Source organism: Mesorhizobium sp. WSM1497 (genome assembly GCF_001672455.2).
Taxonomy (GTDB): domain Bacteria; phylum Pseudomonadota; class Alphaproteobacteria; order Rhizobiales; family Rhizobiaceae; genus Mesorhizobium; species Mesorhizobium ciceri.
The window spans coordinates 5,186,930-5,209,438 of record NZ_CP021070.1 but is presented as its reverse complement, the minus strand read 5'-3'; the positions used below and the strand labels follow the sequence as shown (position 1 = coordinate 5,209,438).

General features: G+C 63.1%; 26 protein-coding genes and 2 pseudogenes. 15 read left to right on the top strand and 13 right to left on the bottom strand.

Annotated features, from left to right (window positions below):
- The first annotated feature begins 98 nt into the window (after positions 1-98).
- Together A9K65_RS25595 and ppx are read left to right on the top strand one after the other, a co-directional pair.
- The gene (locus A9K65_RS25595) at positions 99-2,300 is read left to right on the top strand and encodes an RNA degradosome polyphosphate kinase (protein WP_013532416.1); all 2,202 of its coding nucleotides are present in this window, start codon (positions 99-101) and stop codon (positions 2,298-2,300) included.
- A complete protein-coding gene (gene ppx, locus A9K65_RS25590; RefSeq protein ID WP_064994368.1) occupies positions 2,300-3,835 on the top strand; it encodes an exopolyphosphatase in 1,536 nt (511 codons plus the stop codon). The genes A9K65_RS25595 and ppx overlap by 1 nt, the downstream gene beginning before the upstream one ends.
- Positions 3,836-4,119: 284 nt before the next feature.
- On the opposite strand, the gene A9K65_RS25585 is transcribed toward ppx, so the two are convergent.
- From A9K65_RS25585 to A9K65_RS25570, 4 genes are all read right to left on the bottom strand, one after another.
- Entirely contained in the window at positions 4,120-4,524 is a 405-nt protein-coding gene (locus A9K65_RS25585) for a DoxX family protein (protein ID WP_064994381.1), read from the bottom strand.
- Between the two features lie 157 nt (positions 4,525-4,681).
- Entirely contained in the window at positions 4,682-5,101 is a 420-nt protein-coding gene (locus A9K65_RS25580) for a DoxX family protein (protein WP_013532413.1), read from the bottom strand.
- Positions 5,102-5,336: 235 nt separating this feature from the next.
- Entirely contained in the window at positions 5,337-6,734 is a 1,398-nt protein-coding gene (gene fumC, locus A9K65_RS25575; protein WP_024505710.1) for a class II fumarate hydratase, read from the bottom strand.
- A gap of 158 nt (positions 6,735-6,892) precedes the next feature.
- Complete coding sequence (locus tag A9K65_RS25570) at positions 6,893-7,372, bottom strand: cupin domain-containing protein (protein WP_064994369.1); 480 nt, start codon at positions 7,370-7,372, stop codon at positions 6,893-6,895.
- Between the two features lie 106 nt (positions 7,373-7,478).
- On the opposite strand from A9K65_RS25570, the gene A9K65_RS25565 reads away from it, so the two are divergent.
- A complete protein-coding gene (locus A9K65_RS25565; protein ID WP_064994370.1) occupies positions 7,479-8,477 on the top strand; it encodes a LysR family transcriptional regulator in 999 nt (332 codons plus the stop codon).
- Here the strand turns inward: A9K65_RS25565 and A9K65_RS25560 are convergent.
- Complete coding sequence (locus tag A9K65_RS25560; protein WP_064994371.1) at positions 8,462-9,220, bottom strand: glucose 1-dehydrogenase; 759 nt, start codon at positions 9,218-9,220, stop codon at positions 8,462-8,464. The genes A9K65_RS25565 and A9K65_RS25560 overlap by 16 nt on opposite strands.
- Positions 9,221-9,344: 124 nt before the next feature.
- Positions 9,345-9,983: a transcriptional regulator BetI gene (gene betI / locus A9K65_RS25555; protein ID WP_064994372.1), complete on the bottom strand. Its 639-nt coding sequence runs from the start codon at positions 9,981-9,983 to the stop codon at positions 9,345-9,347.
- 81 nt (positions 9,984-10,064) lie between these two features.
- Between betI and choX the strand changes: the two are divergent.
- Both choX and A9K65_RS25545 read left to right on the top strand, forming a co-directional pair.
- Positions 10,065-11,003: pseudogene (gene choX / locus A9K65_RS25550) on the top strand (choline ABC transporter substrate-binding protein).
- On the top strand, positions 11,000-11,824 hold the full coding sequence (locus A9K65_RS25545) for an alpha/beta hydrolase (RefSeq protein WP_245321907.1): 825 nt from the start codon (positions 11,000-11,002) through the stop codon (positions 11,822-11,824). Before choX ends, A9K65_RS25545 begins: the two are co-directional and overlap by 4 nt.
- 82 nt (positions 11,825-11,906) lie before the next feature.
- Here the strand turns inward: A9K65_RS25545 and A9K65_RS25535 are convergent, their stop codons facing one another.
- On the bottom strand, positions 11,907-12,692 hold the full coding sequence (locus A9K65_RS25535; RefSeq protein WP_064994373.1) for an NIPSNAP family protein: 786 nt from the start codon (positions 12,690-12,692) through the stop codon (positions 11,907-11,909).
- A 149-nt stretch (positions 12,693-12,841) separates the two neighbouring features.
- On the opposite strand from A9K65_RS25535, the gene A9K65_RS25530 reads away from it, so the two are divergent.
- Positions 12,842-13,468 carry a TetR/AcrR family transcriptional regulator gene (locus A9K65_RS25530; RefSeq protein ID WP_245321906.1) on the top strand — a complete coding sequence of 209 codons (627 nt, stop codon included), beginning with the start codon at positions 12,842-12,844 and terminating at the stop codon, positions 13,466-13,468.
- Between the two features lie 20 nt (positions 13,469-13,488).
- Here the strand turns inward: A9K65_RS25530 and A9K65_RS25525 are convergent, their stop codons facing one another.
- A complete protein-coding gene (locus tag A9K65_RS25525) occupies positions 13,489-14,082 on the bottom strand; it encodes a hypothetical protein (protein WP_024505719.1) in 594 nt (197 codons plus the stop codon).
- 110 nt (positions 14,083-14,192) lie between these two features.
- Here A9K65_RS25525 and A9K65_RS25520 point away from each other — a divergent pair, with 110 nt between their 5' ends.
- The gene (locus A9K65_RS25520; protein WP_064994383.1) at positions 14,193-15,323 is read left to right on the top strand and encodes a metallophosphoesterase; all 1,131 of its coding nucleotides are present in this window, start codon (positions 14,193-14,195) and stop codon (positions 15,321-15,323) included.
- A gap of 57 nt (positions 15,324-15,380) precedes the next feature.
- On the opposite strand, the gene A9K65_RS25515 is transcribed toward A9K65_RS25520, so the two are convergent.
- A complete protein-coding gene (locus A9K65_RS25515; RefSeq protein WP_024505721.1) occupies positions 15,381-15,560 on the bottom strand; it encodes a CsbD family protein in 180 nt (59 codons plus the stop codon).
- A 198-nt stretch (positions 15,561-15,758) separates the two neighbouring features.
- Here A9K65_RS25515 and A9K65_RS25510 point away from each other — a divergent pair, with 198 nt between their 5' ends.
- From A9K65_RS25510 to A9K65_RS25480, 7 genes are all read left to right on the top strand, one after another.
- Positions 15,759-16,412 carry a glutathione S-transferase family protein gene (locus A9K65_RS25510; protein ID WP_064994375.1) on the top strand — a complete coding sequence of 218 codons (654 nt, stop codon included), beginning with the start codon at positions 15,759-15,761 and terminating at the stop codon, positions 16,410-16,412.
- A gap of 427 nt (positions 16,413-16,839) precedes the next feature.
- Positions 16,840-17,049 (top strand): cold-shock protein, encoded by a 210-nt coding sequence (locus A9K65_RS25505; protein ID WP_010915421.1) that lies wholly within the window; start codon positions 16,840-16,842, stop codon positions 17,047-17,049.
- 359 nt (positions 17,050-17,408) lie between these two features.
- The gene (locus A9K65_RS25500; RefSeq protein WP_013532399.1) at positions 17,409-17,636 is read left to right on the top strand and encodes a hypothetical protein; all 228 of its coding nucleotides are present in this window, start codon (positions 17,409-17,411) and stop codon (positions 17,634-17,636) included.
- On the top strand, positions 17,636-18,043 hold the full coding sequence (locus tag A9K65_RS25495; RefSeq protein ID WP_013532398.1) for a hypothetical protein: 408 nt from the start codon (positions 17,636-17,638) through the stop codon (positions 18,041-18,043). The genes A9K65_RS25500 and A9K65_RS25495 overlap by 1 nt, the downstream gene beginning before the upstream one ends.
- Position 18,044: 1 nt before the next feature.
- Positions 18,045-18,212: a hypothetical protein gene (locus A9K65_RS25490; RefSeq protein WP_084015952.1), complete on the top strand. Its 168-nt coding sequence runs from the start codon at positions 18,045-18,047 to the stop codon at positions 18,210-18,212.
- Positions 18,213-18,267: 55 nt separating this feature from the next.
- Positions 18,268-18,588, top strand: a complete 321-nt coding sequence (locus A9K65_RS25485) for a YkgJ family cysteine cluster protein (RefSeq protein WP_064994376.1) — start codon at positions 18,268-18,270, stop codon at positions 18,586-18,588.
- An 81-nt stretch (positions 18,589-18,669) separates the two neighbouring features.
- Positions 18,670-19,281, top strand: a complete 612-nt coding sequence (locus tag A9K65_RS25480) for a LysE family translocator (RefSeq protein ID WP_064994377.1) — start codon at positions 18,670-18,672, stop codon at positions 19,279-19,281.
- Positions 19,282-19,376: 95 nt separating this feature from the next.
- Here A9K65_RS25480 and A9K65_RS25475 read toward each other — a convergent pair whose 3' ends face one another.
- Genes A9K65_RS25475 through A9K65_RS25465 form a run of 3 tightly spaced genes read right to left on the bottom strand, consistent with a single transcriptional unit; the run spans position 19,377 to position 21,268 of the window.
- A complete protein-coding gene (locus A9K65_RS25475) occupies positions 19,377-19,763 on the bottom strand; it encodes a nuclear transport factor 2 family protein (RefSeq protein ID WP_063171832.1) in 387 nt (128 codons plus the stop codon).
- A 16-nt stretch (positions 19,764-19,779) separates the two neighbouring features.
- On the bottom strand, positions 19,780-20,226 hold the full coding sequence (locus A9K65_RS25470; RefSeq protein ID WP_027163315.1) for an OsmC family protein: 447 nt from the start codon (positions 20,224-20,226) through the stop codon (positions 19,780-19,782).
- A gap of 34 nt (positions 20,227-20,260) precedes the next feature.
- Complete coding sequence (locus tag A9K65_RS25465) at positions 20,261-21,268, bottom strand: NAD(P)-dependent alcohol dehydrogenase (protein WP_064994378.1); 1,008 nt, start codon at positions 21,266-21,268, stop codon at positions 20,261-20,263.
- A 102-nt stretch (positions 21,269-21,370) separates the two neighbouring features.
- Here A9K65_RS25465 and A9K65_RS25460 point away from each other — a divergent pair, with 102 nt between their 5' ends.
- Positions 21,371-22,006, top strand: coding sequence for a TetR/AcrR family transcriptional regulator (locus tag A9K65_RS25460; protein ID WP_063171835.1), 636 nt, complete (start codon positions 21,371-21,373; stop codon positions 22,004-22,006).
- Positions 22,007-22,093: 87 nt separating this feature from the next.
- Here A9K65_RS25460 and A9K65_RS25455 read toward each other — a convergent pair.
- Positions 22,094-22,465: pseudogene (locus tag A9K65_RS25455) on the bottom strand (type II toxin-antitoxin system HicB family antitoxin); the annotation flags it as partial.
- Positions 22,466-22,509 lie beyond the last annotated feature (44 nt).

Genomic DNA, 22,509 nt, shown 5'->3' with positions numbered 1-22,509 from the left:
ACCCATGACCCGAAAACCGATTTCGGTTTTCGGGAGGGACCATGGGTCGCTAGAGTGACTGGCTAGCCGGCTTGAGCGGGTGTGGAAGAGCGGGAATCATGAACGAACTGAAGCCGGTGCAGAACGAATTCGTGGATGTCGAGGTGGCTCGCCCGGAAGGCGGCAACCCTGACCGGTTTGTCAACCGCGAGTTTTCCTGGCTGCAGTTCAACCGGCGCGTTCTCGAGGAATCGCTGAACCTCAATCACCCGCTGCTGGAGCGCGTCCGCTTCCTGTCGATCTCGGCCGCCAATCTCGACGAGTTCTTCATGGTCCGTGTTGCCGGTCTTGCCGGCCAGGTGCGCGAGGGCATCACGCTGAAGAGCCCGGACGGCCGCACCCCCGAACAGCAGCTCGAACAGCTGCTGCGTGAGGTCGAGCGGCTGCAGGAAGACCAGCAGAAGAGCCTTTCGGCGCTCACCGTGCTGCTCAACAAGGAAGGCATCGAGAGCATCACCCGCGATGCGCTGACCAAGGACGAGAAAATCTGGCTGGAAGACCATTTCCAGGAACAGGTTTTCCCGGTGCTGACCCCGCTGTCGATCGACCCGGCGCATCCGTTCCCGTTCATCCCCAATCTCGGCTTCTCGATGGCGCTGCAATTGCGCCATCGCAAGAATGGCGAGGAGATGAGCGCGCTGCTGCGCCTGCCGGTGGCGCTGAAGCGCTTCATCCGTCTGCCGGACCGCAAGCATCATGTCCGCTTCATCCCGCTGGAAGAGGCTGTCGGCCTCTATATCGGCAAGCTCTTCCCCGGCTACGAGGTCAAGGGCTCCGGCACGTTCCGCATCATCCGTGACAGCGATATCGAGGTCGAGGAGGAGTCCGAGGACCTCGTGCGCCTGTTCGAAACGGCGCTGAAGCGGCGTCGGCGCGGATCGGTGATCCGCATCGAATTCGACAGGCTGATGCCTGGCGAATTGCGCGATTTCGTCGCCGGCGAGCTTGGCGTGTCGTCGAGCCGCATCAGCGTCTTGACCGGTCCATTGGCGCTCAGCCAGATTTCCGAGATCGTCGCCGTTCCCCGCGACGACCTGAAATTCACGCCCTACAATCCGCGTTTTCCCGAGCGCATCCGCGAGCATGGCGGCGATTGTTTCGCCGCCATCCGCGAGAAGGACATCGTCGTCCATCACCCCTACGAATCCTTCGATGTGGTGGTGCAGTTCCTGCGCCAGGCAATGGCCGATCCGGAAGTGGTGGCGATCAAGCAGACGCTTTACCGCACCTCCAACGACAGTCCGATCGTGCGCGCGCTGGTCGACGCGGCCGAGGCCGGCAAGTCGGTCACCGCACTGGTCGAGCTCAAGGCGCGTTTCGACGAGGAAGCCAACATCCGCTGGGCGCGCGACCTGGAGCGGGCCGGCGTGCAGGTGGTGTTCGGCTTTCTCGAACTGAAGACGCATGCGAAAATGTCGCTGGTGGTGCGGCGCGAGGACGGCAAGCTGCGCAATTACGTGCATCTTGGCACCGGCAACTACCACCCGGTCACCGCGCGCATCTACACCGATCTGTCCTTCTTCACCACAGATCCGACGATTGCGCGCGATGTCGCCCAGCTGTTCAATTTCATCACCGGCTATGCCGAGCCGACGGACGAAATGCGGTTGGCGATCTCGCCGTTCACGTTGAGAAGCCGCATCCTGAAGCACATTGCCGACGAGATTGCCTACGCGGTGCAAGGCAAACCGGCGCGCATCTGGATGAAGATGAACGCCCTCGTCGATCCGATCATCATCGACGCGCTCTACGATGCCAGCCGCGCCGGCGTCGAGATCGACCTTGTCGTGCGCGGCATCTGCTGCCTGCGGCCGCAGGTTCCTGGCCTGTCGGAAAACATCCGCGTAAAATCGATCGTCGGCCGTTTTCTCGAGCACAGCCGCATCTATTGTTTCGGCAATGGTTTCGGCCTGCCGTCGGACGAGGCGATCGTCTACATCTCCTCGGCCGACCTGATGCCGCGCAATCTCGACCGCCGCGTCGAAACCATGGTGCCGATCACCAATCCAACTGTGCATGAACAGATCCTTGGCCAGATCATGCTGGGCAACATTATGGACAATCAGCAAAGTTTCGACGTATTGGCTGATGGAACCTCCCGGCGCGTCGTGCTGGAGGAGGGCGAGGAACCGTTCAACGCGCAGGAATATTTCATGACCAATCCGAGCCTGTCGGGACGGGGTGACGCGCTGAAGTCGCATGCGCCCAAGCGCATCGCGCAGTTCAAGCGCCGCAAGAAGAACGCCGCAGCGTCCGGCTGATGCTGTCTGATTCTCAGGGCCGGCTGCAGGACCGCCGACCGCTGTCCATCATCGACATCGGATCGAACTCGATCCGTCTCGTCGTCTATGAGGGGCTGGCGCGCTCGCCGACCATGCTGTTCAACGAAAAGATGCTGGCCGGTCTCGGCCGCGGCATCGTTTCGACCGGCAAGCTCGACCCCGAGGCGGTAACGCGCTCGATGGAAGAGTTCCGCCGCTTTCGTGCGCTTTCCGACCAGGCCGGCGCCGAGCAAATGTATGTGCTGGCGACCGCGGCGGCCCGCGAGGCGGTCAACGGCCCCGATTTCATCCACCGCGCCGAGGATGTGCTGAAGACCGAGATCCGAGTGATCAGCGGTCGTCAGGAAGCGTACTATTCCGCGCTCGGCGTCATTTCCGGTTTCCATCCGGCCGATGGCATCGCCGGCGATCTGGGCGGCGGCAGTCTCGAACTGGTCGATGTCAGCGGCGAGGCGATCGGCGACGGCATCACGCTGCCGCTGGGCGGCCTGCGCCTGCAGGACATGGCGAAGAACTCGCTGACCCAGGCGGCCAGGATCGCGCGTGACGAACTGGCGAAAGCCAAGCTGTTGAAAGGCGGGCAGGGCAGGCCCTTCTACGCCGTCGGCGGCACCTGGCGAAATCTTGCCCGGCTGCACATGGAAATGACCAACTATCCGCTTGGCGTCATGCACCATTACGAGATATCGGCCGAAAGCGCGGCGAACTTCCTCAAGCAGGTGGCCAAGGCCGAGATCGAGAAGGTCAAGGGCATCGAAGGCGTTTCGAAGAACCGCCGTTCGCTGCTGCCCTATGGCGCCATCGTGCTGCAGGAGATCATGGCGGCGATGCAGCCGTCGAAGATCATCGTCTCGGCGCTCGGCGTGCGCGAAGGCTTTCTCTATTCGCTGCTCGACGAGGCGGAGCAGAAGGCCGATCCGCTGATTTCGGCCTCGGAGGAACTCGCCCGCCTGCGCTCGCGCTCCGTCACCCATGCGCACGAACTTGTCGACTGGACCGCCAAGACCTTTGCGGCCTTCGGCATCGACGAGACCGAGGACGAGGCGCGCTACCGCCACGCGGCCGCATTGCTGGCCGACATCGGCTGGCGCGCGCATCCCGAATACCGCGGCAAGCAATCGCTCAACATCATTGCGCACGCGTCCTTCTTCGGCGTCGACCATCCTGGCCGTGCTTTCCTGGCGATGGCCAACGCCTATCGTCACGACGGCATCTTCAACGAAGCCATCGCCCCCGAGATCAAGGCTCTGGCATCGCCGCGTTATCTGGAGCGCGCCCGCGTCCTCGCCGCGATGATGCGCGTCGTCTACCTGCTGACGGCGTCGATGCCCGGCATCATGCCCAGGCTGAAATGGGAACAGCGCGCCAACGGCGTGCTGGCGCTGGTCTTGCCGGCATCGCTGGCCGATCTCTATGGCGAGCGGCCGGCCGGGCGCCTGGCGCAGCTGGCCAGGATCACCAACCGCCGGCTGGTGCTGGCCGTCGAGGGTGGCCCCAGCATGTCGGTGAAATAAGGCGCTAGCTGCTAGCAGACCCGTGTCTTATCTGACTTAAGCGGAGACCTGCCGGTCGTACTTCGCCGGCGGCATCGCGTTTGACGACCGGCTTCCCCCAATCCGTCGCTGCTTTGCAGCGCCACCTTTCCCGCTCCGGAGGGAAAGGAAGGGAGCCTTGTTGGAAGAGCGTTGGCGGCAACAGGCTCGCGGCCTTCCTCTACCCCGTCGATCGGGGGCGAGGTGGCTCGGCGAAGCCGAGACGGAGTGGGGTTGATCAGCTCGGGCCCATCTACGCAAAAATATCAAACCGCGCCGCGCCCGTCGATCGACCATGCGCCGGCGCCGGCCATCGCCAGCGCTACAAACCCACCTGATATCGCAATGTCTTTCATTAGCATCTGCTGGTGCAGGAAGGCGAGCATCGCGTCGCCGCCGCCCTGGCCATAATGGCCGATGAAGCCGGCGACGATACAGAAGGCAGCGAGCAGAAGCGCTATGATCTGGGTCTGGAAACCGACCAGGATGAGCAGCCCGGCGATCAGTTCGAACAGTCCCGTGCCCCAGGCAGCAAGTGTCGGCAGCGGCAGGCCGAGGCCGGCGAAATAGCCTGTGGTGCCGGCGATGTCGCTCAATGCATGGAAACCGGAAGGCACGAACAGGGCGGCGAGCAGCAGCCGGGAGAGCAGGAGCAGCGCGTTGCGGGGCATGTTCACCTCCGTTGTCGGCCGCCGGCCGGCCTCGTCCCGATAGCCCCGATCCTATCAGAAACTCCGGCCGACAGATCGGCGGTCATGCACCAACAACGAAAAAGCGGCGCGGAAAATTCCGCGCCGCTTTCTTGTTCGGCTATTGCCGGGTCTTGGCTCAGCCGCGCTTGGCGTCGATCGAATAGGCACCGGCGCCCGAGGAAGCCAGCACGAGGAAGCCGCCCGCAATGGCGAGGTTCTTGAGAAACTGGATCATCTGCATCTGGTCGGCCCAACCGGTATGGGCGACCAAACCGGTAGCGACCGTGAAGACCGCCAGCACCCAGGCGACAATCCGGGTCTTGAAGCCGACGAGGATGGCGAGGCCGCCGAGAAGCTCGATCAGGCCGACGACGGTGGCCGTTACGGTCGGCAAGGGCAGGCCGAGGCTGCCGAAATAGCCCGCTGTTCCGCTAATGGCGGTGAGCTTGCCGAAACCTGAAAGCAGGAAGATGACCGCGAGCAGGACGCGGCCGAGGAGGATGGTGGTCGAGGCATTGGATGCGCCGGAACCGGCGACTGAAATGTTGGTGGACATGGTGGCTCTCCGGGATGGGTTGATGCCGGGGAGATAGAGCAAACCGACTGTTCACCAAAGCCACCAGACTGGCGACACATTGTTCACAGTACTTACGTTTCCGTGATCGGGCGGCCTGCGCAAAATTCGCTTCGGGTGAGGTCGTGACGGGAGTAAATTCTCCCCTCACGAAATACCGGGCTTTTGGTTGACGCAATTCCGGACCGAAAACCGCAGACACTTTTCCTGGAATTGCCTACCCCGGATGCGTCATATCCTCCGGCCGCACCAGCCGGTCGTAATCGGCTTCGCTGACCAGCCCGGTGGCGAGCGCTTCCTCGCGCAAAGTGGTGCCCTTCTTGTGCGCGGTCTTGGCGATCTTGGCGGCATTGTCGTAGCCGATGGTCGGCGCCAGCGCCGTCACCAGCATCAGCGAGCGGTCGAGTGCCGCCTTGATGTTGTCTTCGCGGGCCTCGATGCCGACGACGCAATTGTCGGTGAAGGAGACCGAGGCGTCGCAGAGCAACTGCACCGACTGCAGGAAGTTGTAGGCCATCAGCGGATTGTAGACATTGAGCTCGAAATGACCCTGGCTGCCGGCGAAGGTGAGCGCCGCATTGTTGCCGAACACCTGTACGCAGACCTGCGTCAGCGCCTCGCACTGGGTCGGGTTGACCTTGCCCGGCATGATCGACGAGCCCGGTTCGTTTTCCGGCAGCGACAGTTCGCCGAGGCCCGAGCGCGGGCCTGAGCCGAGGAAGCGGATGTCGTTGGCGATCTTGAATAGCGCGGCGGCCGCCGCGTTGATGGCGCCGTGCGAAAACACCATGGAATCATGGGCCGCCAGCGCCTCGAACTTGTTCGGCGCGGTGACGAAGGCGATGCCGGTGATGGAGGCGATGCGATCCGCGACCCTTTCGGCGAAGCCGACCGGCGCGTTGAGGCCGGTGCCGACGGCGGTGCCGCCCTGCGCCAGTTCCTGCAAGCCGGGCAACGTCAGCTCGATGCGCTTGATCGACGAAGCGACCTGCGCGGCATAGCCCGAAAATTCCTGGCCAAGCGTAAGGGGGGTGGCATCCTGCGTGTGCGTGCGGCCGATCTTGATGATGTGATTGAACTCTCTGCTCTTGGCGGCGAGTGCCTTGTGCAGGTGCTTCAGTGCCGGCAACAGATCGTGCACGATGCGTTCGGCGCAGGCGATGTGCATGGCTGTCGGATAGGTGTCGTTCGACGATTGGCTCATATTGACGTGATCGTTGGGATGCACCGGCTTCTTGGAGCCCATGACACCGCCCAGCATCTCAATCGCCCGGTTGGAGATCACCTCATTGGCGTTCATGTTGGACTGGGTGCCCGAACCGGTCTGCCAGACCACCAGCGGGAAATGCTCATCGAGCTTGCCGTCGATGACCTCTTGCGCCGCCTCGACAATCGTCTTGCCGATCGCAGGATCGAGCCGCTTGAGCTCCATGTTGGCTTCGGCCGCCGCCCGCTTGACGATGCCCAATGCGCGCACGATCGACGCCGGCTGCTTTTCCCAGCCGATCTTGAAATTGCCGAGCGAACGCTGCGCCTGCGCGCCCCAATACCGGTCGGCGGCGACTTCGATGGGACCGAACGTGTCGGTTTCGGTTCTGGTCTTTGCAGCGGTCACGGGTCTCTCCTTGTCGAAGTCGGCAACGGCGTATCGCGTTGCACAAACGGCTTCAAGCGGAGAATGCGGGCGGCGAGGATGCAAATCGGTTGAAGGCGCGGCGCGTCTCTCCTTCTCCCACAAAGGGGAGAAGGGAAGGGCTGCGCAGTTTCGGCCTCTCACCCCAGCGGCGGACCGACAATGTCGATGCCGTTTTTTGCGCAAAGCTGCACCAGTGCCGCGATGATTTCCGGTGTTGGTTCCATCAGCGGCGGCAGTTCGGGCTGTTCGGCGGGACGGCTCGCCTGACGCAGCATCGTCTCAAAATCCAAACCGCGCGTGATGGTGAGGGCGCGCGCACCTTCCGGGGATTCGACCCGGTAGGTGTGCGGCAGGCCTTTCGGTGCGATGACGGTTTCGCCGGCGTCCGCAATGCGTTCGTGGCCGTCGATCTGAAAGCGCAATCTCCCCTCCAGGATGTGAAACACTTCGTCTTCCCTGCGATGCACATGCAGCGGCGGCGAGTCGCCATAGGGCATGTGATGCTCGACGACGCAGGTGCCGTCCTCTCCTGCCATCGACGAGACGTGGATCGCGACGAGCGTGTTGTTGAACCAGAAGAGTTCCTTGCCTGTGATCGTGCCGGGGGTCATTGTCATGGCGTGTCTGATCCTTCTGTTGCCTGTGCCTGCTGGGCCCATGACGATCTAGCCAGGGATACGCCGACAACGGAAATCGAATGATCGTATGGGGCGAATTGATGCGATGAATTTGAACGCGCTCGACCTCAATCTCATCAAGGTGTTCGACGCCCTTCTGCGGGAGAGAAGCGTTACGCGTGCCGGCGAGCAGATCGGCCTCAGCCAACCTGCCGTCAGCGCTGCGCTCAATCGCTTGCGACATCTCCTCAACGACCAGCTGTTCGTGCGACGGGGCAATGACATGATGCCGACACCGCGCGCCGAGAGCATGGCCGAGCCGTTGCGCGTGGCGCTTCGCGAGATCGAACGCGTCTTCCATTCGGCCAAGGCGTTCGATCCGGCGGAACTGGAGCGAACCTTCACGTTCATGGGGGCGGATTTCTTTTCCATGATGCTGATGCCAGCGCTGGCGGCACGCATCGCTGGCGCCGCGCCGCGCGCGTCGCTAAGGTTTCTCGATAGCGCGCGCGGCGATGTCTCGCGGCTGCTCCAGGACGATGAAATCGACGTAGCGCTCGAGCGTCCGCTGGAGGTCTCCGACTGGGTCTCAAGCACGCCTCTGTTCCATTCACCATTCGCCATCATCGCCGCGCAGGACAACGCTGCGATCAGGCAGGCGGGAATCATGGAAGGCAAGACTCTGCCGATCGACCTCTTCTGCGAGCTGCCCCATATTCTTCGTTCTATCGACGGGTCGATGTCGGGCTCCACCGACGAGGCGCTCCGCAAGATCGGGCGGACGCGCCGTGTAAGCCTGACCCTGCCGCACTTTCAGGCTGTCGCATTAGCCGTGGCAAATGGAAACCACCTGTCGGCGGTGCCCAGGCAGTTCGCGGTTTGGGCGGCCGAGACCCTGCCGCTCGTCATCTTTGAACCGCCGCTTCCCATTGCTGTTCCGGAAATCAGGATGTACTGGCACGCGCGCCACGACGACGAGTCACCCCATCGCTGGGTTCGCGATCAGGTCCTGGAGGCGGTAGGCGTACTTGGATTTGTAGAAAGTGGCGTCGCTGAAAATGTCGGCGCTTGGCGTGGCGCCCGGACGGATCAGCCCGCGGTATAACCACCGTCGACGGAGAAGACCCCGCCGCTGGTCCAGGCCGCCTCGTCGCTAGCGAGGTACACTGCGATGCCCGCCAGATCGTCGGGGCGGCCGATTCTGCCAAGCGGATAGCTGCGCTCGACATAGGCTTTCAGCTCGGCCTTTGCCTCGGCCGGCAAATTGTCGACGGTCTTGCGTCGCATGGCGGTGTCGACCGTGCCGGGCGCGATGGCGTTGACGCGGATGCCGCGCGGGCCGAGTTCGAAGGCCAGCGATTTGGTCAGCGAGTTCAACGCGCCCTTTGACAGGGAATAGAGGCTCGACGGCCGCTTCGGGATCATCTTGTTGGCGAAATAGGACGAGATGTTGATCACCGACGCGCCGGCCGCCAGATGCGGCAGCAGACCCTGGGTGAGGAAGAACACCGCCGTCACATTGAGCGCGAAGGATTGCTGGAACTGCGCCTCGCTGACGGTCTCGAACGGCACCAGGAAAGCCACCCCGGCATTGTTGACGAGGATATCGAGCGGCCTGCCCGATTTTTTCACATTCTCGACGACGGCCGCGATGCCGGCCGAGGTGGCAAGATCGGCCGACAGCGTCTCGATAGTGCCGCCGAGGTGCTTATGGGCGGCGTCGAGCTTCTTGGTGTCGCGGCCGACGATTAGGACGTCCGCGCCCTCGCGCAAAAAGGCCTCGGCGATCGCCAGGCCGATACCGTCCGACCCGCCGGTAACCAGCGCGCGCTTGTTGTGAAGTCTCATCGGATGCTCCGAGATTTCTGCGTCGTCGAGAGCACCGTATAGTGGCGGCCAAGGTCAAGCCGTCAGCCTATCCCACGGTATGAACTTCGACCGCCGCCACCCGGCAGGCCGGCCGAGGCTGGTTTTAAGCGCCGGCGGTCGCAAGCTCCCCCAAAGCCAGCCGTCCCGCGACATAATTCTTGACCTGGCGGACAGCCTGTTCGCGCGACACACTGCCCGGCTGCAGGCCGAGCCGCAACCAAAGCCCGTCGATCAGCGCGGTGACGCCAAGCGCGATGTCGTCGGCATCTCCGGGCGAGGCGAGGCCGCGCAGGCCCGACAACAGGTTCGAGCGCATGCGCGCATGGATCACCCTCTGGATACGAGCCATCTTCTCGTCGCGCGGCACCTCGGCGCAGAGCGACAGCCAGGCATGGCAGAGAGGCGGCTGGAACAGATGCTCCTCGAAATTGCCCTCGATCACCGCATCCATGCGCTCCATCGGCGTCTGCGCCCGGCGAAGCCGCGCGATCACCGCCTGGCACAGGACGGCGTTTGCCTCACGCATCGCGTGCTCGAACAATTCCTGCTTGTTGCGGAAATAGTGCAGCACGATGCCCTTGGAGGCACCGGCCTGCGCCGCCACCTTTTCCAGTGTCGCGCCGGCAATACCCTCGCGCTCCAGCACCGCGAAGGCCGCCTGCCGCAATTCCTTGCGGCGGATCTCACTGAGACGCTTGAGTTTCACGGGATCGGTCCATGCATGTCGAATCCACGTTGACATCTTCGTCCGTTCAGATCAAGAATTGACCCATGGGACAACAAAAAGACCGATTGGTCAATTTTACGGTCGAGGAGAACCGAAATGTTGCGCATCCTTGCAAATGGCGTCTGCCTTGCCGGCTTCATGTTGGCCACTCATGCGGCCCAGGCGGCCGAGGCCGAAGAGTGCAAGACGGTCCGCATGGCCGAACCCGGCTGGAACGACCTTGCCTTCACCACAGGGGTCGCCAACGTCTTGTTGGAGGCGCTCGGCTATCAGCCGCAAAGCCAGGTGCTCGGCATCAATGTCATCTATGAGGGCATGAAAAACAGGGACCTCGACCTGTTCCTCGGCTACTGGGACCCGGCCATGGTCACCTATTACGAGCCCTACAAGAAGGACGGCTCGGTCGAGAATGTGCGCGTCAATCTCGTAGGCGCCAAATACACATTCGCCGTGCCGACCTATGTCTGGGAAGCCGGCGTCAAGGGCATTTCCGACCTGCACAAATTCGCCGACAAATTCGGCAAGAAAATGTACGGCATCGAGCCCGGTTCAAACCAGTTGATGATGGACGCTATCGCCGATCCCGCCTTTGGCCTGGACGGCTGGTAGGTGGTCGAATCGAGCGAAGCCGGCATGCTTTCCGAGGTCGGCTACGAGATCAAGGAGAAGCAGTTCATCGTCTTCCAGGGCTGGGCGCCGCACCCGATGAACACGATGTACGACTTCAAATATCTGACCGGCGGCGACAAGTTCTTCGGCCCGAATTTCGGCGCCGCGACGGTGACGACGCAGGTGCGCAAGGGCTATCTGCAGCAATGCCCGAACGTCGCACAGTTCTTGAAAAACCTCGCCTTCGACATCGATTTCGAGAATGTCGGCATGGGTTATCTGATCAATGACGGCATGAAGCCGGAGGACGGCGCGCTGAAGGCAATCACGGCCAACAAGAGCCGTCTCGATGCCTGGCTCGCCGGTGTCACCACCTTCGACGGCCAACCCGGCCTTGCCGCGGTCAAGGAAAAGCTCGGCCTGTGAGGGCGGCGGTGCTGAATGCCTGCGCGAACCAGGACGGCTGGGCCGGCCGCAAGCAGTTCGTCACTGTCGGCAATCTCGACATCGCCTATGTCGAGATAACAGGCGCCGAGCCGGCACTGCTGTTGGTGCACGGCTTCACCGACACCAGCCGCAGCTTTTCGCTTCTGGCGCCCTATCTGGCCGGCCGCCGTCTGATCATGCCGGATCTGCGCGGCCACGGCGCCTCGCAGGCCGGCAAAGGCTGCGGCATAGCCGATTTCGCCGACGATATTGCCGGGCTGATCCTACGCTTGCGGCTCGACCGGCCGCTCGTCGTCGGCCATTCGCTGGGCGCCATGGTGGCCATCGCATTGGCAGGGCGACACAGGGAGCTGATTGGCGGGCTGGTGGTGCTGGCCGGCACGCTAAAGCCCGATTTCGCGCCGGATCATCCGCTGGTCGCGGGCGTCGAGGCGCTGCGCGACCCGATATCGCCGGCCGATCCGTTCTACGCCTGGTGGCATGCCTGCAGTCCCGACGTGCCTCCAGCCTTTCTCGCCAGCCTAGCGCAAGAGGCCTCGGCGATGCCGACGCCGCGCTGGCGCGCGATTCTCGAGGAAATCCGCCGCGCCGATCTGAGCGATGCGGCGCGGGCCGTGCAGGCCCGGACGCTGATCATCGCCGGCGCCTGCGACCCGCTGTTCGGCGAGGCGCACCAGCAGGCGTTGCAATCCGCTCTTGCCGGAGCCGTCTTCGTCCGGGCCGAGAGCTGTGGCCACAACCCGCATTGGGAAGACCCGGCCCTTGTCGCCAAGACCATCGTCGAGCCATTTGAAGTCTGATGCATGTCGCCCAAAAGTGGCCCCGGTTTTGGGAGAACGACATGCACAAAAAAGGATCTATTCCTAAGCGCGTCGACGCGCTTTAGGAATAGATCCCGACCAGTGATTGCGATGTCGGCGACAGCCGCAAGGTCTCCGTGGGTTTGGTCAGGCCGGGTTGCGCGGCCCGCCAAAAATCCTGCCATGCCGGCGAGGCGGCAAGCGCGGCCTTGTGGCGGGCATGCGCTTCTGTGCTGGCAAAACCCATGACGCTGATGAAGACGTTTTCGTCAGCCCGTACCGGCAGGCGCGGAAAACTGTTTTCGGCAGGCTCGGTCACGAACGCGGCGAGCAGGCGTGCGTCGGCCGTCATCAGGCACGCCGTCTCAATCTCGAAGCGGGTGGTGAAATCTGCCTCCGTGCCGGGCTGCAAATGATGAATCTCGATGACAACGATGCCGGTCAGCGGCCTGTTTCGAATGGGCTTTTCGTCGCCGGCCAGGTTTGGCCGCTGCGCCCCCGCGAGGTCGAAGCCGGCGCCCGGCCACGCCGGCTTGAGCAGCAGCACATCGTCGGAATCGATCATCGTCGCGTTGGCCGCATCGCGGTGCGCCGCCCAGACCGGCCCGCCATAGAAAGCGGCAAGAGCATCTTTCCGCGCATCCATGCTGTCGAAGCCGCGCATCCAGACGAACATGTCAGGCCGATCGAGATCCCGGAACTGGCCGATGATGGTCATGCCGGCGGCCTCCTGGCCCTCGATCAGCCTGCTGTCGAAGATGTCGATGAGCGTGTCGCGCCGGCCGGGTTTCAGCGTGTATTGCCGCAGCTCGACGACAGGCGAGGCGAGCGCCGAGGGTTTCGTCGCGACGTTCTGGGGCAGGTTCATCCGGCATTCTCCAAAACAGGGTGATTGTCCTGTTTGTAAAACAGACCGGTTGTCCTGTTTTGTCAATATGCTAATGTCCGGCAATGTCAGCAGAGATGATCGCTCAACCAAAACCGCGCCCGGGAAAACGCATCAACGACCCTGAGGGCATGCGCAAGAAAGTGCTCGATGTCGCCGAGGACGCGTTCCAGACGCGCGGCTATCACGCCTCCAGCATCGGCGACCTGATGGCGGCGGCTGATGTCAGCGGCGGCGCGCTGCATCACCACTTTCCGACCAAGAAGGCGCTGGCGCTGGCGGTGATCGACGAGCGTGTGGCGGCAGCGGTCGAAGAGACATGGATCGCGCCGGTGCTGGCGGCGGCGTCGGCCCGCGAAGGCGTGCGCGCGGTGTTCGAGGCCGTGGCGGCGGAACTGGAGCAGCAGGGTTTCGTGCGCGGCTGCCCGCTCAACAATCTGGCGCACGAACTGTCGCTTGCCGATCCCGATTTTCGCATTGCCCTTGCCGGTATTTTTGCCGGGTGGCGGCGGGCGATTTCCGACAAGCTGCGAGCCGACCAGCAGGCGGGCAGGGAAGAGGGCACGGATCCCGAGCGCTTTGCCGCGCTGGCGGTCGCCGCCTATTCCGGGGCGATGTCGATGGCCAAGACGGCGCAGGATGCAAGCGTGCTGCGGGATTGTCTGGCGGGACTTGAGCGAAGCGCGCCGTCGCCATCGCAGGGCGCATTGGCGGCCAGGCGACGCAACAGGATACTGCCACGGCCGGGAACCCCTTGACTCGCCGTGCTCTGGTTCAGCTACTCGGCCAGCGGCTTGATCGTCTCGTAGCCGTTGACGGATTCCGAACTGGTGCCTTCATCGTAGCGCCGGGCGAGCGCTGCCTGCAGATCTGGCGCATAGAGGGCGGTAAATGAATCCAGCGTCTCGCCGGCACCGTTCTTGAAGGTCTCCTTGACCGCCAAGACATTGTATTTGCACTCGCCCAGGCTGAATGTCTCCTTGCCCTTCACGACCAGGCTCAGCGTCTTGGTGCCCTTCGGCGGCTTGTTCGGCGACAACTCGACGAACTCTATCGCGGCCTTTGTCCCCGCCTTCAGTGGAAACAGTTTTCGCAGATCGGAAAACGGGATCATCGCCTGGCGACCGGTGTCGCTGTCGCGAAACACCTCGATCAGGCCGGCGAACAGATACTGGGTTTGAGGCGATTGCGATTCGTAGGTGTTGACAACCGACATCATCCCGCCAGCCACGGGCCGAAATTCGCTCTGGATGCCGGGTCTCGCCAGAACGAAACCCTTCCTGGCGGACTTGACGTCGACGCAACCGGCCGCATGCGCAGTGCTCGCGCACAACATCGCGGCCAGGATCATGCAGATAGGTGCGGCTTTCATTTTTCGTCCTCCTCCGCTTGCGCAAGCGAGACATGCCAGACCCGTGGCGTCATGTCGATGATGGCGCAGAGGCGCTGGACGACCGGCCGCTGTCCATGCTGAATCAGCGTATGATGAATCGCCGTTCGACTGCATCGCTTTCCCGACGCAACTTCCTGGCGCAGGCTGCAGGATTTGCCGCGGCCGGCGCCTTGTCGCGCCCGGCCTTCAGCCAGACCGGGCAACGCGTCCAGTCGATCGACGCCACCTTCCTGTTCATCGCCGATGTCCATGCCTGCCGCATGGCGAGCGGCTTGAGCCCCAACTGCCTGCAGGAAGGCAAGACCGACGCCGCGCTGCTGCGCAACGTGGCGGCGCTGAATGCGCTTGGCGACAAGGACTGGCCAACTGAGATCAATGGCGTCGCCACCGGCCTGCGTTCGGCCGGCAGGATAGGCACGCCGCTCGGCCTTGTCGTCGGCGGCGACATCACCGACGATGGCGGCGGCCAGATCACGCAGCCGAGCGAGGGCACCCAACTGCTCCAGTTCAGCCAGCGCTACAGCCAGGGCGTCGGTCCCGATCGCGTGCACATGCCGGTTTATATCGGGCTCGGCAACCATGATCTCGACCAGAACGGCCCGCCGCACCATGTCGACTGGTATCGGCGCGAACTGCGCGACTATGTCGAGGTCAACCATCGCGCCGGCGTGTTCTTCAAGCCGCCGGTGCCGGCCACCGACTATGATGTCGACACCGACTGTTACTCTTGGGACTGGGGCGGCCTGCATCTGATCCAGACGCATCGTTTCGCCGGCGATACCGGCCACGGCGCCGAGAGCAGCCTGCCATGGCTGAAGCAGGATCTGGGGACCTATGCGGCGGACGGCCGTCCGGTCATCCTGTTCCAGCACTATGGCTGGGACACTTTCTCGGTGGAACGTTGGGATGCCGCCAAGCGGCACTTCGATGATGACGGCAGTGGTGCGCCGCATTGGTGGAGCGAGGCCGACCGGCAGGCGTTGCTGGCGGCGCTGAAGGGCTACAATGTCGTCGGCATTTTCCATGGCCACCAGCACGAAACGCCGCTGATCTATCGCAGGGACGGGATCGACCTGTTCAAGCCGAAGGCTGCCTATATGGGCGGTTTCGCGCTGGCCAGGGTGACCAGCGACGGCATGGACGTGGTGCTGGGCGAGGCGGCCGGCGATCACGGCGAGGTCGCCTTCACCAATGCTTTCAGCAAGGGCTGGAGCACCTAAAAAAGGCGGCCTTCGCGACCGCCTTTCCCTCGATAAAGCGCGTTTGCCGATGTCGGATCAGAGCGCCTTCTTGACCTTGTCCTTGACGTCGCCATAGGCCTTCTGCACCTTACCGGCGGTCCGGTCGCCCGTGCCTTCGGCCTGGGTCTGCCTGTTGCCGGTCGCCTTGCCCGCGGCTTCCTTGACCGAGCCCTTGACCTGCTTGGCCACGCCCGCAACCTGATCCTTGTTCACCATTTTTTGCGCATCTCCTGGGGTTCTGAATTCGGAGGAATTCATTTGCGGTAGCTAACGAGCCGGCGTCGGTTAGGTTCCAGGCGTCGCCCGGACGGCAGATCAGGTCGCGCGGCCGCCGCCCTGGGGCAAGGCTGGTGGGCTAGGCTGCGAACACGTGTCGACCATGGAATTTGGATGGCCGTGCATGCGGGGAGAAAAATGGCTGAATTCACGCTCTATATCGGCAACAAGTGTTTCTCCTCATGGTCGTTGCGGCCATGGCTGGCGATGAGGCATCTGGAGATCCCGTTCGAGGAAGGTTTCGTGCGGCTGCGCACACCTGAAACCTTTGCCAATCTGGCGAAAGTGTCGCCGACCGGTCAGGTGCCGGTGCTGAGTCACAATGGCAAGATCGTCTGGGAAACCCTTGCTATCCTTGAATATCTCGCCGACCTGTTTCCCGAGAAAAAGCTCTGGCCGGCCGATATCGACGCCCGCGCGCTGGCGCGTTCGGCCGCGAGCGAGATGCATTCCGGCTTTCGCGAGGTCCGCTATGGCTGGCCGATGAATTTGCGCCGGCCGAAGGGCCACAAGCCGCTCGACGCCGAGGGCGAGGCGCAACGCGCCCGCATCGAGGCGCTGTGGCGCGAGTGCCGGGAAAAATACGGCAGGGGCGGCCCGTTCCTGTTTGGCCATTTCACCGCGGCCGACGCCATGTATGCGCCTGTCGTCACCCGTTTCGACACCTATGGCGGCACGCTTGCGCCGGATACGCGCGCCTATCTCGACGCCGTGCTGGCAACGCCGGCGATGCGGCACTGGTATGCCGAGGCGGCCAAGGAGAGGTGGCCGGAACCCGGGCCGGACGAATAGCCGGATCCAACGAAAACGCCCCTCGCACCTTTTATCGTGCGGGGGGCGTCTTTGCCATCAACCGTTCTTTCGATTGCTCTCACGAACTGCTGACGACAAGGCATAAATGCGCCTTTGCGCGGATGGTTCCTGGATGCCAGAAAATTTTTTCAACTTGGCGCAAGCGCGCTGTTTGGCGCCCGGTTTGCCGTCATGCCAGCTGGTTTAGCCTGGTGTTTTGGGAGAAATCCGCATCTGTGGCTTTATGCAAATTTGACAGCGCGCCAAAAGAAGCCTACAAGCAAATCGTCGATATTTGTTTGACTGACTTTTGTTATCCGCGCTTTCGAGCGCGCCTTTGACGAACTTCCCACATCAAAAATCGGGACAAACGACGTTGTGCATCCGCATGGCGTCGAACGAATATTTGCCATGGAAAGGGTTCGTCATGAGCACCGGCACAGTTAAATGGTTCAACGCCACCAAAGGTTTTGGTTTTATTCAGCCTGACGACGGCTCGGCCGACGTTTTTGTCCACATCTCGGCCGTAGAGCGCGCCGGCATGCGTGACATCGTCGAGGGCCAGAAGCTCGGCTACGAGATGGTCCGCGACAACAAGTCGGGCAAGATGTCCGCCGACCAGTTGAAGGCGGCCTGAAAAACGAATTCTGCTCTCCCGGTGACCACGGATGTACTGGCACCGGTGAGTGGCGAATTCGGGCGCATGGCCGCGGAGACCTGAGTTTCCACGGCATATCATGTGCATAAGCAGGGCGTTCCCGTGCGGTGCATCCTTTTGGATGTCATCTGGTTGCGCGACGCTCTCATGGAAGGTCAGGCGGTGCCTGGCCTTTTTCATTTTCCGCGCCTTGCCGCCGAAAGTGCGCTGCGCGCCGGCCTGGACGTGCTAAGGGACGCTCCAGCAATTTGAATTCGCCGCGCGTATTGCTTTGTGCGTGATCCTGACCGAAGACCCGGTCTCGCTCCATCGGCACAGGCTCCTGACAGGAGAAAGATTTGACCACCAGTTCAAAGACAACCGTCGATCAGGCCGTGTCCCTGTTCAGCAAGACGCAAACCCAGTCGATGTCGCTCAACCGCATCAATTCCGAGCGCGACGCCGTCAGCGAGGCACGCGAAGCCAAGACCGCGCGTCTGCGCGAATTGCGCCTGGAGAAGGAGGCCGACGAGATGGCCGCCGCCGCCGCGCTAGCCGCTTTGCCGAAGCGGGCCGGACGACGCTGATGGCCACCAAACGCGTACCGCCAACACCGATCGCCGCCGACGCAACCATTGCCGATATGGTCGAAGGCCTCGACAAGCCGGTCGAATTCGTCCGGCGTGTGCTGGAAAAGCTCGAACGCTGCAAGCGTGCCCACGGTGATGCCCAGGTTCGCGTCGGCGTGCGCGGCCGCGCCGAATGCCCGAACTACCTGATCGAGTATGTCCGCGAAGACGCCAAGACCCATGAGCGGGTGACGTATCAGGACGCCGCCTACAGCGGCAGCACGCATCGCGAGCTGGCAGCCCACCACATCGAGGCGGTGAAAAACTGGTCGCCCGAGGAAATGAACATCACGGCCGTTTCGGCGCTGATCGGCCGCCTGCGCAATCCGCGCGCCCCATCATCGCGCTTCGCCGACGAGGACTGACATGGCCATAAAATTCTCCTCCAAGGATCAGCCGGCAGTCTCGGGTGCCGCGGCAAAACCGGCCAAGCCGGTTGCCGCGCCGAAAGCTGGCGATGCCACCGAGGCGGCGACCGACCTGTTCAAGTCGCCGGCGGATTCGCCGAAGGGCAAGACGGCCAAGAAGAAATAGCGCCTTGCCGCAAGACGCCGATCACAACCCCGCCGCGCCAGGGCTGTCCGCCCTGGTGGCCGCCGCAAGCGTTTTGCCGTCGCAACAGGGCACCTTCGATTGCCAAAGCTGCGGTGCCTGCTGTTCCTATTCGGCCGAGTGGCCGCGCTTTTCCACCGAGGATGACGCACAGCTCGACCGTATCCCGGAAAAATATGTCGCATCCGACCTGTCAGGCATGCGTTGCGAGGGCGTGCGCTGCTCGGCGCTCTCCGGCGAGATCGGCAAGTCGACCGCTTGCGGCATCTACGACGTGCGGCCGGACGTCTGTCGCGCCTGCATGCCCGGCGACGAGGAGTGTCTGATGGCACGCCAGGCGCTCGGATTACCGGTGTAGCCAATCTCCCGTCGCCTCCGCTTGTGCGCCGACCCGCAGCCCGGTACCTTCCTGGCCGGGTAGGGTGCCGGAGGAACCATCGTGAGCATCGAATTTCTGTTGACGTCCCTGATTGTCGTGGCTTCGCCCGGCACCGGCGTTCTCTACACGCTGAGCGCCGGGCTTTCGCGCGGGGCGCGGGCTTCGATCATCGCCGCCTTCGGCTGCACGCTCGGCATCATCCCGCACATGGCCGCCGCAATCACTGGCCTGGCGGCGCTGCTGCACACCAGTGCGCTCGCCTTCGAGACGCTGAAATATCTCGGCGTCGCCTACCTGCTCTACATGGCCTGGAACACGCTGAAGGAAAAGGGCGGCCTCAGCGTCGGGCAGGATGTGACGCCGCGCTCGGCCGGCAAGGTGATTGCCACCGGTATCCTCGTCAACGTGCTCAATCCGAAACTGTCGATCTTCTTCTTCGCCTTCCTGCCGCAGTTCGTCAGCACCACCGAGCCCAATGCGCTGTCGAAAATGCTGGAACTGAGTTCCGTCTTCATGCTTTTGACCTTCGTGGTTTTCGTCGGCTACGGCATCTTCGCAGCCTCGATCCGCAGCCATGTCGTCTCGCGGCCAATGGTGTTGACCTGGATGCGCCGGACCTTCGCCGGCGCCTTCGTCATGCTCGGCGCAAAGCTGGCGCTGGCCGATCGGTAGCGGGGAGCGGTTCAGTCTCGCTGATCCGCTCTCCTTTGTTGCGCTATTCCGGGCGAAAAGCGGTTATGCGCTTTCGGGGCATTGCTCGGGGCGCGCTACCCCTTCACATAGCCCATCGCTTCGACGATCCGCCCATCGGCCACACGCATGAGGTTGACGCCGCGCAGCGAATTGCCGTCGGTCATGAAATAGCGCCAGCGGATCGTTGCCCGGTCACCGGCAACGAAGGTTTCCTCGATATCGAAGCGCGTGCCGGCCTGGGTCGCGATCGCCGTCCAAAGCCCGACGCACGCTTCCTTGCCGGCATGGCGGGCGCCGTCCGGCGCCGGCACGGTGTTCTCGATCACGCAATCGTCGGCCACCAGCTCGGCGAGTGCCGAAGGATCATGGCGCTGGAATACGTCGTTGTAGCGCCGCATGATCTCGGCCGTCTGCTGGGACAGACCGTACGCGTTTGCGTCCATGACAAGCTCCTGTGTCATCTTCTTTCTCCTGGCTTCATTGACCTTTGGTGGCTTCGACGAGCGTTGCCTTGAGGGTGATCTGAGACACGCCGCCAAGGGCCCGCGAGACGAGGCAGCCCGCCTTGGCGGACTGTGCAAGGCGCTCGAATTCATCTTCGGCAAGTCCCGCGACCTCTGCCTCGGTTTCGAGTTCGATGCGGGTGATCGTCGGACCGGCAGCGGTTGCGCCAAGATGCACCTTGGCGACGGTGCTGATGCTTGTCGGGACATGATTGGCGTTGCCCAGCATGGCGCTCAGCGCCATCGAGAAGCAGCCTGCATGCGCCGCGGCGATCAGTTCTTCCGGGTTGGTGCCCGGACCGTTCTCGAAACGCGACGGGAAGGAATAGGCGCCTTCGAAGACGCCGCTGCCGAGCCGCAACCGGCCCGAACCTTCCTTCAGCGTCCCTTGCCACTTGGCCGAGGCTTCACGAATTGTCATGGTCGTTCTCCCTTGGGTTTGAGGACTCGATGGGTCAGGCGCCGTCGATGATCACCTTCCCGAAGACGTCGCCCTGCTGGAAAAAGCGGTAGGCATCGCCGGCCTCGGTGAAGGCGAAGACCTTGTCGATGACGGGCCGCAGGCGGTGCTGCGAGACGGCGCGCAGCATGGCTTCGAGATTGGTCCGGCTGCCGACGAACAGGCGGCTGATGGTGGCGAGGCTGCGCTGGTAGAGTGCCGCCGGCAGCTGGATCGATCCGCCTTTCGCATCCTGCAGCGTCAAGAGCACGATGTGCCCGTAAAGCGTGCTGGCGATCAGCGACTGCGCGAAGGTCGCCGGGCCACCGGTCTCGACGACGAGATCGATGCCGCCGGTCTGGTCGCGGACGGCCGCACCCCATTGCGGCATATCCGGTGTCGAAATCACCAGGTCGGCGCCCAGCGCCTGCAGCCTGTCGGCTTTCTCGCCGCGCGAGGTGACGACGGCGACATGGCAGCCGAGCAGCTTGGCGAACTGCAATGCAAAGAGCGAGACGCCGCCCGAGCCGATGACCAGAACCCATTGGCCGGGCTTCGGAATTCCGGCGCCCGTCACCGCATTCCAGGCGGTCAGGCCGGCGCAGGTCAGCGTTGCGGCCTCTTGCCAGTCGAGATGATCGGGCAGCCGCACCGCCCATTGTTCGTCGAGAACCGCATATTCCGCCAGCATGCCGTCCAGCGTGCAGCCGAGCTGGTCGACGAGCCCGGCATGGATGCGGCCGTCGATCCAGCGCGCGAAATAGCTGCCGGTGACACGGTCGCCGACGGCAAAGCGGGTGACGGCAGCGCCGACGGCGACAACCACACCAGCCCCGTCGCTCAGCGGAACGACGCCTTGGCGTGGCGGCAGCGGATAGGTGCCGTTGAGGATCATCGTGTCGCGTCGGTTGAGCGATGTGGCGCGAACGCGCACCACGATCTCATGCGGTTTCGGCTCTGGCTGCGCCGCCTCGCGCATCACCAGGGATTCGGTCCCGGATCCTTCGAGGCGGTAGTTGCGCATTTCGTTCTCCTCAAGGAATATATAGACTGATCTACATATTATGTAGACCGATTGTCATATTCTGCGCAAGGCCTATAATGATTCCTACTGACAGAGGTTGACATGGCCAACGACACCCGCACCCGCATACTCGAGACGACTGGGCTGCTGCTCAGGCAGCGCGGCTATCACGGCACCTCGCTCAACGACATATTGAGCGCCAGCGGCGCACCGCGGGGCTCGCTGTATTTTCATTTTCCCGGCGGCAAGGACCAATTGGTCATCGAGGTGACGCGCGCCAGCGTTGCCGACGTGACGGAGAGGCTGGGCGAAGCGCTGGCCGCCGAAAAGGATCCGGCGGTAGCCGTCCATCATATCTACCAGTCGGTGGGGCGCATGCTGGAAGACAACCAGTTTTCACTCGGCTGTCCGATCGCGCCTGTCGTGCTGGACTCGCCCACCGACGTGCCGGAACTGGCGGAGTTGTGCCGCTCGGCCTTCGAACAGTGGATAGGTCTGCTGCGGGACGCCTTCGTCAGGGCAGGGGTGCCCGCGCGCCGCGCGCATGCATTGGCACTACTGGTCGAATCGTCACTGGAAGGGCTGATGGTGATCGCCCGCGCCACAAGCGACCGCGCCCCGGTACAGGCCGTGGCCGATGAGGTGGCGGCGTTGATCGAAGCCGCGGTGCTTGATGGAGTAGGCCGCAATCGCGACGCGGCGATTTCCGCGGTCGGGATATCCTCACCGGGGACCTAACGTTGCGACCGCGCCTGATGTGGTCAACGCGGCAAAGACCCAGCGTATTCCAGCCATGCAGCCGAAGGCAGTGGGCTTTTTGCGCAGCTAATCCACAATGTCTTTGCGAGCAGCTGAAGCAAGGAAGGCCGAGCGTGTCTGTCCACGTTCACGCGCCGTCGCATCGATAGCTTCGAGCAGGCCCAGATCGAAAGATACGTTGATCCGCGTCGTTGATCCGCGATCACGGATCAACGGAATGACAGTCGTCATGGCGCCGTCGCGATCCTCCGCCAGTTCTGGATCGCTCATGATGGCATCGAAGTCGCGCGGCGGCGGAACGGGATCGCCGTCCATTTCCAGCATGCGGACATGGCCCGACAGCGCCTCGACGGCGTTGCGCACAGCTTCGTCGATCGTAACTCCGGCCGAGATGCAGCCAGGCATGTCGGGGAAGCTCACACCGTAGATGCTATCCGGGTCTTTGTGAAAGCAATGTAACGCAAGCTTCTCACTTTTGGTTC